General features: G+C 51.0%; 12 protein-coding genes and 2 pseudogenes. 5 read left to right on the top strand and 9 right to left on the bottom strand.

Translation table 11 applies throughout. The features are described from left to right. Positions 1 to 55: 55 nt before the first annotated feature. Positions 56 to 355 carry a hypothetical protein gene (locus tag AB5Y94_RS02615; protein WP_368204692.1) on the bottom strand — a complete coding sequence of 100 codons (300 nt, stop codon included), beginning with the start codon at positions 353 to 355 and terminating at the stop codon, positions 56 to 58. 83 nt (positions 356 to 438) lie between these two features. Here AB5Y94_RS02615 and AB5Y94_RS02610 point away from each other — a divergent pair, with 83 nt between their 5' ends. Next, entirely contained in the window at positions 439 to 1,653 is a 1,215-nt protein-coding gene (locus tag AB5Y94_RS02610) for a transcriptional regulator (RefSeq protein ID WP_368204691.1), read from the top strand. 84 nt (positions 1,654 to 1,737) lie between these two features. On the opposite strand, the gene AB5Y94_RS02605 is transcribed toward AB5Y94_RS02610, so the two are convergent. Beyond that, positions 1,738 to 2,445 (bottom strand): hypothetical protein, encoded by a 708-nt coding sequence (locus AB5Y94_RS02605; RefSeq protein ID WP_368204690.1) that lies wholly within the window; start codon positions 2,443 to 2,445, stop codon positions 1,738 to 1,740. Positions 2,446 to 2,904: 459 nt separating this feature from the next. Here AB5Y94_RS02605 and AB5Y94_RS02600 point away from each other — a divergent pair, with 459 nt between their 5' ends. The 3 genes from AB5Y94_RS02600 (at position 2,905) to AB5Y94_RS02590 (ending at position 6,051) form a co-directional block, all read left to right on the top strand. Further along, positions 2,905 to 4,176 (top strand): transcriptional regulator, encoded by a 1,272-nt coding sequence (locus AB5Y94_RS02600; protein ID WP_368204688.1) that lies wholly within the window; start codon positions 2,905 to 2,907, stop codon positions 4,174 to 4,176. A 199-nt stretch (positions 4,177 to 4,375) separates the two neighbouring features. Beyond that, the gene (locus AB5Y94_RS02595) at positions 4,376 to 4,936 is read left to right on the top strand and encodes an outer membrane beta-barrel protein (RefSeq protein WP_368204686.1); all 561 of its coding nucleotides are present in this window, start codon (positions 4,376 to 4,378) and stop codon (positions 4,934 to 4,936) included. A gap of 83 nt (positions 4,937 to 5,019) precedes the next feature. Next, the gene (locus tag AB5Y94_RS02590) at positions 5,020 to 6,051 is read left to right on the top strand and encodes an OmpA family protein (RefSeq protein WP_368204685.1); all 1,032 of its coding nucleotides are present in this window, start codon (positions 5,020 to 5,022) and stop codon (positions 6,049 to 6,051) included. Between the two features lie 554 nt (positions 6,052 to 6,605). Here the strand turns inward: AB5Y94_RS02590 and AB5Y94_RS02585 are convergent. The 4 genes and pseudogenes from AB5Y94_RS02585 to AB5Y94_RS02570 all read right to left on the bottom strand — a co-directional run bounded on the left by AB5Y94_RS02585 (position 6,606) and on the right by AB5Y94_RS02570 (position 10,165). Further along, positions 6,606 to 6,731, bottom strand: a complete 126-nt coding sequence (locus AB5Y94_RS02585) for a hypothetical protein (RefSeq protein ID WP_368204682.1) — start codon at positions 6,729 to 6,731, stop codon at positions 6,606 to 6,608. Between the two features lie 1,603 nt (positions 6,732 to 8,334). Continuing rightward, on the bottom strand, positions 8,335 to 8,460 hold the full coding sequence (locus AB5Y94_RS02580; RefSeq protein ID WP_368205015.1) for a hypothetical protein: 126 nt from the start codon (positions 8,458 to 8,460) through the stop codon (positions 8,335 to 8,337). Between the two features lie 61 nt (positions 8,461 to 8,521). Then, positions 8,522 to 9,143 (bottom strand): annotated as a pseudogene (locus AB5Y94_RS02575) (hypothetical protein); the annotation flags it as partial. A 599-nt stretch (positions 9,144 to 9,742) separates the two neighbouring features. Beyond that, positions 9,743 to 10,165, bottom strand: coding sequence for a hypothetical protein (locus AB5Y94_RS02570; protein ID WP_368204680.1), 423 nt, complete (start codon positions 10,163 to 10,165; stop codon positions 9,743 to 9,745). Between the two features lie 315 nt (positions 10,166 to 10,480). On the opposite strand from AB5Y94_RS02570, the pseudogene AB5Y94_RS02565 reads away from it, so the two are divergent. Further along, positions 10,481 to 10,822, top strand: a pseudogene (locus tag AB5Y94_RS02565) (IS3 family transposase); the annotation flags it as partial. A gap of 1,261 nt (positions 10,823 to 12,083) precedes the next feature. Here the strand turns inward: AB5Y94_RS02565 and AB5Y94_RS02560 are convergent. The 3 genes from AB5Y94_RS02560 to AB5Y94_RS02550 are packed head-to-tail and all read right to left on the bottom strand — an operon-like array spanning position 12,084 to position 14,442. After that, positions 12,084 to 12,944, bottom strand: a complete 861-nt coding sequence (locus tag AB5Y94_RS02560; protein ID WP_368204679.1) for a hypothetical protein — start codon at positions 12,942 to 12,944, stop codon at positions 12,084 to 12,086. 51 nt (positions 12,945 to 12,995) lie between these two features. Next, entirely contained in the window at positions 12,996 to 13,964 is a 969-nt protein-coding gene (locus AB5Y94_RS02555; RefSeq protein WP_368204677.1) for a reverse transcriptase domain-containing protein, read from the bottom strand. Further along, positions 13,957 to 14,442 (bottom strand): fimbrial protein, encoded by a 486-nt coding sequence (locus tag AB5Y94_RS02550; protein WP_368204676.1) that lies wholly within the window; start codon positions 14,440 to 14,442, stop codon positions 13,957 to 13,959. The genes AB5Y94_RS02555 and AB5Y94_RS02550 overlap by 8 nt, the downstream gene beginning before the upstream one ends. Positions 14,443 to 14,451 lie beyond the last annotated feature (9 nt).

Genomic DNA, 14,451 nt, shown 5'->3' with positions numbered 1-14,451 from the left:
CCCTATGGACACTTCTTCAATGCAACAAAGAGAATTCGTTCGCCTTGGCTCAAGATCAAGAACAGGCGTGGGCAAGAAACAGAACACTGTTGTGAGAAGCATTGTCAGCGGAGCCATCAAAGACCGCCTGGCGAGCAGAGACATCCAACGAAAAACACCCAATGCCCGCCAGCCAACGCCCAATAGTTGTCCGCTGATTACGCAAAACCCACCGTCCATTCGGCAGGCACTCACCAGTCATCGTTTGTGGTTTGATAAAAATCATCTCTTCATCAAAAAATATCTTGATTGACATGTGAGATTGCTCGCGAGCAAAATTATCGCCAGCCTTATCAGACAAAAGAAGAATCAACACCTCGTCAATAAATACGCAACTTGAACTCTTTTAAAATAGAACTAAAATTATAATTATAATTGTTTAAATAATAAAGGCTGTTTATGAGTAAAGGCTTTCTGATTGATGGTTCAATTGCATTTGAACCAGCTAATTATAAAATGACGGTCAATGATAAAGAAGTACGTTTGAGTCAAAAAGAATGTCAGGTCCTGGAGGTACTTTGTACTAACAGCAATGTCGTCGTAGAACGAAATTTATTCATTGAGCCTATTTGGGGAAATAGTGCCAGTGGTGACATAGGCCTAAATAAAGCTATTTTATTATTGCGCAGAAAATTTGAATCTCACGATCTACCCAACCTGATCAATACTGTCCCAAGGGTTGGATATACTCTGAATGCAAGTATTACCGAGCTGTCATATACTGAAGACAACACATATCTAGATTCCTCTCCAGAAAAAGAGGCGGCAGATATAAACGCCTCCAATAAAATAACTATCCATGATGGTGTGGGTAGAAAAAAACGTGCTTACAGAATCGCCCTCACAGCTATCGCCGTCATACTGATTACATCAGTTAGCAGCCTGATATTTTTGGATAACAATAATGCTCCAGTTATCACCTCCAAGACCCAGACTGGGCTTAGCATCACATATACCTCATCGGCAAAATATGACAAGCCACTATTGATCAAAACCAATGATTATCTATCCAAAAAAAGTAACTACTACTTTAGAGCGCTTTTGTCAAAAGAAATGCTAAGTTTTATACTATACAAAGATGAAACACCTGTTAATCAGCAAATATTCACTATTGATAGAGCACGCAATACAGAAGAGCAGCTGACATGCTTAGACAATTACCTGTCAAAAAATATCAGTACAAGAGATGAGCTAACCAACGGTCTTGTTAGTGGCATGATGTATAGCAGCAAAGAGTTTTACTCTTATTGCATAAAAAATACTGTTTCTGAATTAGGAATACTGTATTCCAAGGGGACCAGGCTTGCTCATGGCTCAGATAAAGACCACATGATGTTGCAAGATTTTCTACTAAAGACCCCGTCAGGAGAGGAGGTTTTTCATATTAAACGCTATGTCAATCATCTTGGCTTTGGTACTGACAATATGAGGTTCGTTCAAAAGAGCATAATGTCTGAAAATATAAACATGAATCTAATACACACTAATAAGCTATATTCAGGCCTATTATCTGAACTAACTAGAGATAATGTCATACATACGCGAGTTGAACCCCAGCTTTATATCAGTGAAATTTTCGGCGGCATGTTTTTTTACGTAAAGGATTATCACTAAGAGAAAAAGTGCAGTGTATAAAAATATACACTGCATTATGTAATGAAACAGATATAGCCACATGTCACCACACTCAATTATGGCCTACACACTTAGGGCTCTTTTATTACCGTTTATAAAAAACCATTTGATATCACCCCGGCCGATCGTTCCTTGCTGATCTGATGGCTGAACAAATACCCCAATACTTTCTCGCATCATATCATCAGTGATATTCAAGCTACATTGCTCATTCAGTGCACAAGTTTTTATCAAACCAATAAAGCCATTTCTCTTTCTCATAACCCAGGCAAACTTGCTATCTCCTTCTGGAGTCGATGTTGATGAATGATAATAATACTTTGCATTCAGGGTATGCTTGGGATATGTGTACGTAAAGAGTGTAGCCTCAGGGGGGAAACTATTTTCAAGCAGCGTCACCGGCTGATAAACCACACAATATTCCGGCTCACTATATCTATGGCGATGAGAAATCGTAACACAACCTTTGAGCTCTTCACTAACCACCCCCAACAGCTCATCAATGGCTATATTCAGCATACTGAATTTGCTATTCTGAATTTCCGCCCCATTTCTTAACCATCGATAGCTATATTCACTCTCCGGGTGATTATCCTTCCCCGCATACATAAAAAACACTGATGGTCGGTTGAAAAAAGTGCTCATGGCTATCATTGTTCCATTGTCATTTTTTGAAGGCTGGGCCCAGCTAATGAAATACAAGCCGGCAGCAGCAACTATGATAACCGCAGAGGTAATCTTGAGTATGACGCCCTTAAGTCCGTGATACATATACAGCCCCTTTATTGACATGAATAAACCATTATAGCCACTTGCAAAAAGCAGCGTAGTTACTTTTGATTCCAAATAATTACAGACAGACAAAAAGCCAAAGATAATGCATAATCGATTGATTTTAATGGTATTTTTAATTAAGCAATAGTAAGTTCAAAACCTATCAAGACTAAGTAAGATGTGTGTGGAATGCAGTTTAACAATAACACTCAGAAACAATAGGTAATGATAGTGAAAAATAAAATATGTAATCTCATAGCCTTGGCCACATCAAAAAAGAAGTTGAAATGGCAATACCCTGGGGTCATGGCGATTGTCATGTACTCATTTATCCTGACGGCGATGATTGAATTGTTGCTTGCATATGTTCTATATGAACAACCCACCACTACTTATAACTTCCCATGACATAACATCATCACTATAAAAAGATAATAAATTAAGGGAACCAAGAGCATGAATCAACACTTCTTGATCGGGGATAATTTTATCCTTGAGCCAGACCGTTATCGCCTGATAACGCACAACAAAGAAACGCCGCTGAGCCAAAAAGAAACTGAGCTATTAGTCACGCTTTGTACATTCAGCCTATCTGTGGTTGAGCGTGGCCATCTGCTTAACTCCATTTGGGGAAATAGCGAGTCAGGTGATATAGGGCTCAACAAGAACATTCTGATGCTGAGGCGAAAATTTGAATCGTTTGGAGTAAAGAATGCAATACAAACAGTCCCACGCATTGGCTACATGTTGTTATTGGAAGCCAAGCCGGTTACCGCTGACAGTGCCATCGAAGTGGCTGAGCTCAAGAAAGCGTCAGATGAGAACCATATCAGCTCAGCCAGACTTGCTGTGCATGACAACAGTGATGTCAGCACGGTTCCACCACAGAGTAGCTGGCATGTAAAAAGAGGGTATTTTCCATATGTCGCATTGGCGTCCGTCCTAGCGGCTCTCGTATCCATTTATTTCTTATTCAGCCCCTCAGTTGACAATAACTATCGATTGATTGATAGCGTCGACAGGTATGAAAGTCCGCTTGGGGTACTTTTTATAAAGAAAGATCTTGAAAGTGAGATGTCCGATGACATTACTCATGCTGTTAATGATATTAATCTTGTTTTTAGCCGGATAGCCGACCATGCCAAATACTATATCCTGGCATCCAAAGAGAACATCTCCATTGTATCCATATCACACAATGGCACACACAAGCAGTCCAATTTTCTGGTAGAGAATGGATTTCGCGACCTCAGTGAGGAGTTGCTATGTGCGGTCAACAACATCACAAGTGATGAGAACCCAAGCATTGCCAATGAACAAGCCAGCAGCAGTAGTTTCAAATTCGTTTCCATGCGTTTCTTCAGCAGCTGCCAGGATAAGCATTTCTTGCTGGATTTGAATGTGAAGCGCAGTGGTCATCCCAATAAAATTAAAACCGTGCTGCAGAATTTTTCTGCCAAAGACAGCCAAGGGACAACCCTGTTCCATTTTGATCGAACAAGTGAACGCAAGGAGATCAGTTACCCGGATGGCAGCCAACAGGCGATCTTTCATAATGCCCCAGCTTCTTTCAACATTGATGCCCATGACATTGTTGGCAACAGTGTCGACATTCTTAAAATCATCGGTGAATTTACGGCCAGCGAAGCCAGACAGACAACCATTGACAGTGCCCACGGGGTATTCATGAGCGATACCATGGGGGGCGTGCTTTATCTGGCGACCTAACAGATTCCAATAAATTATGAATTATATGGAACTTAATATTATCGCCAGGATGGCGTAGTTTCCATCGCGCACAGCTGTTTCGTCACCAATGGCGCCACAATCTGTGTATCCGTCGAGACAAGACGATAGATGGTAATCCGCGAAGCATGCGGCTCTTGCCGCTTTTATTAAAATAACCCAATGTAAACAGAGGAACATGATGTCACAACTTACCAACAAATATATTCTGCTGACCGCTCTCATTCTGGGGGTGGGCACAGCCAACATAGCACATGCCAATGAAAGCTATTTGACCGAAGGCACCCAGGAAGTGGGCGTACAGGGCTCTGTTGATTTTGATTATGCCGACAAATACCAGGTACTGCTCAACACCAACTATGGCTACTTCCTGAGTCATGGCTGGGAAGTGGGTGGCGATGTGGATATCAATGCTACCAAATCCTATAAATCAGCCGCTGTGGGTGTATTCACCGAATATAACTTCGTCAACCAGACCGACTGGACTCCATACGTGGGTATTGGCACACAGCTGCTGACGGCCAATTACAACGGTGTGGATAATCACACCTCTACAGATTCATTCGATGCAACGGCGATGAACCTCAAGCTCAGCGCCGGTATGAAGTACTTTGTCAATGAACATGTGGCCTTGACCGCAGAAGTGAACCACAACATTGCGACCGATGACCTGCACATGTCCGGTGGTGATCCCAAGCGTTCACTGACCAAGTTCCTGATCGGTACCAAGTTCTATTTCTAAACCCATAAAAGCAACAATAACGACCAAGTCTCTGCTTCCCTTGCAGGAAGCCATGGGCATTTTTTAAAAAGTGAGGATTTAGCATGAAACACATGACCCCAACCTTGCTGAGCTCCCTGCTGCTCGGTCTGATGTCACTGCACGCCACTGCCAGTGAAGGCACTCCTGACATTTATCTGGGTGCAGGTGCCGGTTTTACCCACTTCCAGGGACTCAACAAGATTGAAGGCGTGGATGCGGGTACCGAAGATGCCGCTGCCGCCAATGCCTTCGCTGGCTACAACCTGAACGACTACCTGGGCGCCGAGCTCGGTTATGTCTATGCCGGGCGTGGCAACACGGATGGCAACCGCTTCGAAAACCAAGGCGGCACCCTCTCGCTAATCGGTCGAGTGCCGCTGGCTGATGGCGTTTCCCTCTTCGGGGAAGCAGGTGGTTATTGGGCCCACACCGATGGTTTGGGCACCAAGGATACCAAGGTCTCCTCCCTGTTCGGTGCCGGTGTCACCTATCAGCTGACCGAGACGCTGGATGTGCAAGCCCGCTGGCGCTATATCACTGACGTGGCCGATCTGCACAGCAGCGACTACCAGACCCGAATCAAGCCGAACCAGAACATGACCACCCTGGAGATGGTCTATCACCCGTTCCGCAGCAGCTATGTCGAGCCGGTCGCAGTGACGCCCCCCGCTCCTGCCCCCGAGCCAGTCATGGTCGACAAGACGTTTGAGCTCAGCTCAGATGTGCTGTTTGCCTTTGGCAAGGCAGAGCTGAAAGCAGAAGGGCTGCAGGCCTTGGCAACACTCTATCGTGATCTTGCCGCCGCCCGCCCGAAAGACGGTGAAGCCATCGTAGTCGGTTACACCGATCGCATCGGCTCCAACAAGGTGAACCAGCGCCTGTCCGAGGCCCGTGCCGAAGCCGTGGCTGATTACCTGGTCTCTCAAGGCCTGCCGGCTGGCAAGATCCGGGTTGAGGGCCGTGGTGCAGAAGATTCCCTCACCGGCAGTGATTGTGATGGCATCAAGTCCAAAGCCGAGCGCATCAGCTGCCTGGCACCTGATCGCCGGGTCGAAGTACGTATCACCGGTGTCAAATCCGTGATGGAGCAGTAACAGGGAGACGCAGTAGCGGGCATGGATGCCCTTTTTATCCCCCTTCCTCCTCCCCTTTAGTCTCTTGCATCCCCTCTGTACCCTTATTCCACGCCTTTCCTCAGCTCGCCATTGTGATCCTTGCTGTCCACTGCCGCCATGGCAATGCCAATTCGGCATAACGTTATTTACTCCACCCAAAGTGGATCTGTGGGGTCAAATCCAGTGCGTAAGCCCCGAACCACTTACGAGACGCGAGTGAAGTGAATAGATAATAAGAGTGATAGTGCCCCCTGCTGACACAAGCTGCGGGGATAAACGGGGCATCCAGAATTTCAATGCGCCTTGCCGGTGAAAATCGGCCATCGATGGGAAGGGTAAACAGGCGCTGGCCAGTCAATATAGAGTTGTTGCACGCTGATAGGGGCTGAATATCTCCCCTATCAGCACGTGAGCATCAGTGATCGCCTCAATTACACACCCATGCTGGTCAGCTTGGCAGGCATGCTCAACAAGACCACACCGCTCTCATCCTTGATGCTGATGATCGCCTCCTTGATGGGCGTGGGAAAAGACTAGATCGCATCGATGAAAAACAGCTGATTGATATCATGGTTACCATAGCCGTATTCATCATCCGCTTGCAGCTTGCCAACGCCATTCGCGCCAATTTGGACCACTGTGGCTTCACTGATGGCCACATCGGATGCCTGCTGGTTGCTCAGCTGCTATGGCCGCCGCCGCAACCACTTGCAAACCCAATGTCATACCGACTGCGGCGATACCCTATTTCTTTTCCATGCTGGGTTTCCTGCTGGTTGGTTCAAGACTGAAGACCGGCGAGTCACCCTGTGCCATACCCAGAGGAAGAGAGTGGTGCTCCACGTTTGAGTAGTTCCCTTAGTCGGGATGACCATAGTGCCAGCCATGGATTTGAATCAATGTGCCTACATAATTCACAATGATTCTTTAATCAGCATTGCTCTGCTCGCGCTGTCATCAGCCTGGGTGATACAAACGCGAGCTGATTTCACCAAAAGATCCCCCCAAGTCGGCGCCGGGCTCACTCAAGAGCAAATACCAATACCCCGGCCCCCTTGTGAAGACCTGGCGTGTCCACTCCCTTAAAGCGGCACTCGGCGATCAGGGCGGTGGGTTCGCCCCCATGCACTGTCATACGGTGATCCACCCCAAAGCCGGAACCCAGATTTAGCTCGCAGCGCCCGCCCCCTGTTAGGGGCACCTGATGACCACCGCCAGCGAGCCGCATTGTTCCAGTCACGGTTGAATCGCAGGTGATGGTGGAATTGGCTGTGAAACGCGACGCGTCAATCTCGGCAGCCGAGCCGGTCACCTGTAGTCGCATGTCCTGGCCATATTCACAGCGAATGGCCCTGGGCATAGGGCGCACGCAGTTGGACAAGGGGGTTAGGAGGTGGTTTCCCCCAGCCCCGGCAAACAGACAGATCGCCGCATGGGGCATATCCGGTAGTGGCAGAATGATGTCCCGTAGCAGCACCTGCTTCGTGCGCCAACAGCTGATGACCTGCCCTAGAGTCTGGTTGGCCGGGCGACTCACGCACTCATCCCAGGCTGGCGGTGGGCTGTCTACCTCAGCAGGCGTTGCCGAAGTATACCCGGGTCTGTCCCCATTCATCGCCCACACCCGTATGGTGCAAGAGGAAGCGTGGTGATGGCAGGGGTTGGGTGTGGGGTCCAGCGCATCCGCCGCGATCAAGCGGGTGTAAACCAGATCCCCGCCTTGGCCAGTGCTGACCTTGGTCGCACCCAGCATCAGACTACAGGCCAGCACAGGTGGCATGCTCTGCAAGACCAGGTAGATGCCGAGCGTGGTCCACATGACCCATCGCGCGGTGCCAGTAGCACGCCCATGGGCCTTGGTAGAGTGCGAGAACAAACTGGTCCACCAGCGGGTCAGTATTGTATTCATGGTTTATTGTTCCCATTTCGTGCATTTCTCTCAACGCTCATCAAAAGATTGGCTCCGGCAGGGATGATAAACAGGGCCTCTCTCGGGAAGAGAGGGGCAGTGTTTGTCATCGGTTAAATGAGATTTTTCTGTAATAGGTGGAGGTTCCTATGAGACCCCTGGTGGTGGTGTGTCGAGTTCTGAATTATTCGGAATTGCTTTTTGGTCGCTCAGAGTGGTAAAGCTGTGGAGCACCACGGAGCGCAATGCTGAGGTTTTTTGTTAGTGGGTTGCGAGCTGACTGGTAGTCCGCTGACTGTACCGTGGGTAGGAGTTTGAGTTTAACCTGTTTGACCAAGCGAGCTTGTTTTCGCTCATTCCGGGCTCAGTTGTTCATGTTCAACCAGCAGGCTGAGTCGCGCGATGAAGGGCAGACCGTCATAGGTACTGTCCTGCTCCATCTGTTGTCGCGGCGCATCCGCCATGCCGGTCAGTTTCAAGCTTCTCAGGCAGGTCAGGGCTTGCTGGGTAATAAGGCGCCCCTCCAGGGGGGCACATGAGTCCGCGAATGTTCTCGTGTTCCTGCTGCAGCACTGGATAGTTGAGCGGGTTTACGGGTAGCTGGTCACGGCCACAGCCCAGTACCGAGATGAGCTGCTTGAGCCGAGCCAGACCTTCTTGGTTGGCCAACTGGCAGCAGGCTTCGACCCGTGATGGGGGAGACTCCCGGCGAAGACTAAATAGTCCCAGGCAGAGTCGGTATGCCTGCTCGGCCTAGGTTTTCTCTTCCTGCCGTTCACTGACCCAGCACAGAGCGCCCGGTCCGATGTCGGCAGCCCACTGTTTCAGACGGCCTCGCGTCCAGCGTTGCTGCTCCCCCAGAACAGTTGTAGCTCCCCTTGCGCTTAAGCTCCTCAGGGACGGAGGGCCAACCCGGCACGACATGACGGGCCTAGATGGCGGTATCGGCCTGCTGATAAAACAGGGCCGCCAGTTGACCATCAACAAGCTCGGTGGGTAGGGGCCAGGTCAGGCCAAGCGCCTGAGCACTTTTAAGGAGTTTTTGGATGGAGCCGACACAGAACTTGGTACAGATACTGATCTGGCGAACAGAGAGGTCAGCCTCAAGCCGCAGTCGCAACACTTCACGATTTTTACGCATTGCAATCCTCTTGGAAGACATAGGCTCTTCCCTAGCAAAAGGGAGGTCGTGTCAAAATTTGTTAAATCAACGCGTTAATGATGATTCAGGGGAATGTGAACAGTGATTCTGGAGTGTTGAACACTGTTTCCGGAAAGGAAGGGCAAAGTGTTCAGGTTGAGCTGGAGTGAGCGTTCACATTGGTCCGGAAATGGTGTTTACGTTGAACCGGAATCGGTGTTCATGATCGGCCGGAATATACACGTATATGCGATTTGCTCCCTCCGATTGGAGTGACGGGATTGAATGATTGAGAGCGGCAAGCGGTGAGAATCGTTTTATGACACGAACAACCCACGCCGCCAGGCCATGCCTCTACACAATTTTAAAAAGCGGGTTCTATGTCGGATGGAATTTGGAATTATTCGAGAATCAATACAGCAAAAAAACCATCCTTATCATCCGATTCACTAGAAAATAGTATGCCAAGTCGATATACGGAATTTAAGCGTGGTCTTGCAGACAGTTCAAAACTAACCAGTGTCATTAAACAAATAATTAGATACACTCGTATGAATATAAAAAAGCACCAGTAGTCTTGAACCTGGTGCTTGAATCGTTAAAAAATTAGCGAAAGATAGTTAGAGATTGGTAGCCTTGGTCACTATCATATCCCCATTTTCATCTTTAATGCCGACAATAATCAGCTTGGTTGGTAGCACATAGGATTTGACCTCTTTAACAGAGAGAAGAGTATCAATATCATGCGTACCATAACCATACTCGTCCTGCCCTTGTAAGCCCCCAACCTGATCGTAGTAGCTGATAACCATAGTGTCATAGAGACGCTTCAGTGCATAGGCTTGCACGACAATCCTGGTCCCTTGATTGCTTACGGTAACAGGCATGACCACCGGGAAGTCCTCCTCACTGGCTGTATTGCTCTGGGCATCATTGCGCTGCGACGTGGGGGTATCCGCGGCGGCGGCGCGGCGTGGTTTACTACGCCAAATTACCCCTAGCGCGGCGCAGACCATCAGCATGGAATATCGCGTTGATTTCATCTTGTTTTCCTTCCTGTTGGGGATTGTTATTGAATGATTGTGGGCTCCAGGCAGAAAACATAGTGTTGCATGCGAGCCAACCCGACCGGTATGCAGCAACATAGTCATAATTAAGAGAATTCAAGTCCATGATAGGTAAATTTATAATAATTCCGAATTAACCAAGTCATGAGGGCGCCGATCATTCACACTTTACGGGGCCTAATCATCCCGGACTCCTACGTTAGTTGGCAAAGTCGCTACCCAGACCGTTGGTGTGCAATGACAAGATGACGTCGCCCATTTACTGCCGAATTCAAACTCGAACCCGCATCCCTGGGTGATCGACCAGGGGCGGTCGGTTCCCGATAGCCGCTCTCTGGATGTCGTTGAAACCGTGTTTCGTCGCTGGGTTCAGCGTCCGCAGTCAAACGCGGTGGCGCAGCCCCAAGCTGTAAAGCGGTGCCCCCGGGGCGGCTGTACGTTTAAGTAGCTGGAAGCCCGTATCAACCGGCTCGAACGAGAAAAGGCGAACTGAATATGCTACGACTCGCTTGATGGCGGACGAGTTCACACGTACGCGCGGATTGACCGATTAAGGGACCAGGCCCCCATATCACCCTGGTCTGCGGCGTTTTCGATATTCCCACCTCCTGTTTTACGTTTATCTATCTCGCAGGAGGAGTGGAATTAGCGGTGGTAGCATGGGTGTCGTGTCGTTGCGAGTCGCGTCGTTGGTTATTAAGATGCGGAGATTCGTTTAGACCAGTTGAGGGGGAGTGGTGCATTTAGGTTAGCCAACGGTCTCCGATTTACGGACGGAGTCAGACGGCGCATGCCGGGTAGGTACCCTAACAGCCCGGCGCGCGCATGCATATGTGTCTCATTCATAACTATCGGATGTTCACAATCTGTTGGCCCGCTATTTCCGGACGGTCTGCATCACAATCAGGGGGAGCGTTGTTGATGGCACCTGTGTCTGGGTCGGTGGTCGGGGGGCGTAGAAGAGCGTGTGCGCTCGACCCCCGATTAAAGGTGTCAGTCGGGGTGCTGTGTCGACATGATTGCTGCGGGGCGGGTTCCCGCTGATTCGATGGAGGTTCTCCGGCTGTTCGTAGGACATGTCGCCTAGGCCGAGACACGGGGGACTGGGGTACCAGTTCGTCCTCAGTCCAGGTCGGCGCTTGGGCGCTCTTGCTAGCCCCATAGCCTGGTTGGGCTTTGCACCAGTAGGGGTCCGCATCGAGGGCCCCGGTATCTATGGTTATGGGGTTTAAGATCCCGCTAAGTGAGGAGTAGGCCTGCGGAGACGACCCGATACGTCGCTAGGATCCGAGGACTTTTTCCTCTGAGGAGACACCCACAAGGGTGATTGTGGCCTGTTTTCGCCGGTAACATTCTAGGGCGTACTATCCGGGATTCCGGGTATGGTTATCCGTGTCCCGGGAGTAGGGGGTATAGTTCCCATTGTTGACAACGCATTAGCTATCGCTTCGTTCGTCTTATTTTTTGTTATTGGGATAGGAGCGGTCCATTAAAGAACCTGTGCTGGTCCTTCCCTCGCCATTCGCTCTAGGCGGGGCTTTAGGGCCCCTTCATCGTCCCCGAACGCTGGCCCCCGGCACGACGGTCCGGGGGATAGGCAGCGTCGGATGGGAGGGCTGGGTCCAGCTTGTATGTCCGGATGTCAAGAACGAGGGCGTTCGTTTAGCGCTTTACCTGGTGAATGTCACGGAGGTTGAGTGTTTGCCCCGTATAGCGTCTATATCTCGTGGCGACCAGGAATTCCCTGCCAACAGGGGAAGCAGTGACAATCACCCGATAGCGCGGTTTCTGAACCCTTCCCGGTTACGGCTCGCGGATCCAGAGCGGCTTCGCGTTGGGCCAGCCCCCCTTATGGGGGGCGGGGGGTGGGAGCGCGGGTCACGCTAGTGGTAATTTACGGAATGTCGATGTATAGTACACGGCTGGTCCCCACCTTGCCAAGCTCACTGACCACCGCCTCGACATCCACCTGCATCTGCTGGGTACCGGATTGATAGGTGCCTGAGGCGGGTAGTGGTTGCCCGTCTACACGTACTGCATCTATTTGGATCCCGGACCGGTCAGCGTTGTGCGGAACCATTGATACCCTGAACATGGTAGGCCGCGTGCACGAATATGATACGCTAGCCCTACCCGCCCGCTTGCCCATGCCCCCAGTACCTAAGTCGATCAGAGCATTGTTCGTGGAGAAGGAGCAGCTGATGTCGGCAGGGGGTATGCCAACACAGAATCCGTCGGGTAGGGTCGTGGGCACTCGTTCGGGCGTAACGTGCTTTCCTTTGACCGCGTGTACGAACACCCCGACGCATTCACGCATGTTTTGGTCGGCAGCGCAGTAGCCATTATGAGAGTTCCTGAACGTGACCACGGTTCCCGGTGGAGGGTTGGAGGTGCCAAAGATTTCCCGGTTTATGCGGTTTAACTTCATCTCCGGGGTCCCGGACATGTCGATGGTCGTGTACCAGACGCCGGTGTCGGATGTTCCGGCGAGCCCGGCATGGTAATGGTTGTCGGTTGAGAACGAGTTGTACTGGGATAGGCTGTCGATAGTGGATCGGGGCATTAACGTAGCCGTATATGTTTGTTGGATTTCCCATTCGGAGCACGTGTTCTTATTTATTTGAGTACTTGTTATGGGAATGATAACGTTGCCCGGATCTCCGCGTTCTCCATCCATTGCGAGGACGGATGCAGGTAAAGATACGATAATCGCAGGTAGGATTCGCCATGTAGCTGTTTGGTTGTTTCGTTTCATGAATGTCTGTCCATTTTGCATCGGAAGCGAGCCAGGAGCCGACTTCCTCAATCACATCGCGGCAAGAGCGCCCCGGCCCCACCGTTGCCGATACATCCGCACTCTTGCCTGGCACTCCTCCTCGGAATGCCCCTGACGTAGAGCTTGCTCATAAAGCCGCAGGGATCGGGTTCGGTATTGTTGCAGGGAGCGGGGCGCTATGCCCACCAGCCCCTGCGGGTTAAACCAGCCACCCAGCCAATCGACCCCTTTGGCCAACTTGCCAATCCGGGTCTTGTCCGGGTGCAATGAAAAGCCCCCCTCGGCCAGATGACCGCGCAGGGTGGCAATGGCACGGCGCAGCCGCCAACGGGTGCGGGCCAGAATAATGAAATCATCCATATAGCGGGCATAGTAGAGATCGGGCTGCCCGGCAAAATCAGCGTCTATGTGATAGAGCAGGCTGGCACCAATCAAGGGGCTCAGCGCACAGCCACGCCCTATCCCAGCGGTGGGGGTATGGAACTCGCCCCCCTGCTCCACACTGTAATAGAGGTACTGATGGATCAGATCTCGCCAGACTGGCGAGGGGAGCGGGCCTATCACCCGTGCCAGCACCTGATGTTTATCGATATGCTGGTAATACCCCCGAATATCGGTACACATCACAAAGGGGGCGTCCCCTTGCGCTGCGGTGAGAAAGGTATGCAACCGCCGCTTGGAGGCTTTGACCCCCATGCCAAGGCCATGTTCGCAGCGTGGATGCAAGGCAAGCCAGGGGGCGCACAGCAAGGCCACCCATTTGAGCACCAGCGCATCTTGCGCCGACCAGATGGCATGTTTGCCCACCACCAGCATGGGGCTCAGGCGATAGTTGCCCGCCAGCACTGACGCCAGCAGCCTTCTTGAAAGGGCGGGCCAATGAAAGCGCAGGTGCCAGATATCGGCATTGGCCGGGTAGTGGCGCCGACGTTGGCAAACCCACTCATAAGCCAGTTGCCAGGCGTGCTCGAGATGCAGCACGGGGTATGGGTTAGTCATAGTCAAGGGTAAAGTTGGCGGTGGCATTGAACGCCCCCGGGGTCAGGCTGGTCTGCCCCGAGGGCAATAGCTGTACATAGGCAGTGAAATCGAGCACATTGCTGCCGCTTGCCAATGCCAGCGCTCGGCTGGCCTGGTTGAGCGGCAACGCTTGCCCCCCCTGCTCAAGGCCGATGGCGATCCCTTTGGCGGCGCTATCCCCCGCCAGGGCCAGCAAGCTGTTGTTCTCACTGGCTCCCTGACCGGCAAAGGTCACCTTGACGCTGTTGGCAACGGCCGGGTCACACTCTTCCAGATGGAGCTGAAACAGCTTGCCTGGAGTGCGACCGTCGCGCAGCAGCACCTTGTTGACAATACCGCCAAAATCAACCTGGATGGTTTCATCACCAGGACGCAGGGAACAAGGCTGACTGACGACCTCGGCAGTGATGGTCAGCAACAGGGTATCGCTGCCAGCCCAAGCTGATGTCTGGATCAATATTCCCAA

Source organism: Aeromonas sp. s5, assembly GCF_040907865.1.
Lineage (GTDB): Bacteria > Pseudomonadota > Gammaproteobacteria > Enterobacterales > Aeromonadaceae > Aeromonas > Aeromonas dhakensis.
The sequence above is the reverse complement of the archived record's forward strand: the minus strand, read 5'-3'. Positions and strand labels throughout refer to the sequence as shown.

Coding starts and splice junctions, on each gene's coding strand:
- AB5Y94_RS02610 (WP_368204691.1), top strand. CDS start 439: ATGAGTAAAGGCTTTCTGATTGATGGTTCAATTGCATTTGAACCAGCT.
- AB5Y94_RS02605 (WP_368204690.1), bottom strand. CDS start 2,445: ATGTATCACGGACTTAAGGGCGTCATACTCAAGATTACCTCTGCGGTT.
- AB5Y94_RS02600 (WP_368204688.1), top strand. CDS start 2,905: ATGAATCAACACTTCTTGATCGGGGATAATTTTATCCTTGAGCCAGAC.
- AB5Y94_RS02595 (WP_368204686.1), top strand. CDS start 4,376: ATGTCACAACTTACCAACAAATATATTCTGCTGACCGCTCTCATTCTG.
- AB5Y94_RS02590 (WP_368204685.1), top strand. CDS start 5,020: ATGAAACACATGACCCCAACCTTGCTGAGCTCCCTGCTGCTCGGTCTG.
- AB5Y94_RS02570 (WP_368204680.1), bottom strand. CDS start 10,165: ATGAAATCAACGCGATATTCCATGCTGATGGTCTGCGCCGCGCTAGGG.
- AB5Y94_RS02560 (WP_368204679.1), bottom strand. CDS start 12,944: ATGAAACGAAACAACCAAACAGCTACATGGCGAATCCTACCTGCGATT.
- AB5Y94_RS02555 (WP_368204677.1), bottom strand. CDS start 13,964: ATGACTAACCCATACCCCGTGCTGCATCTCGAGCACGCCTGGCAACTG.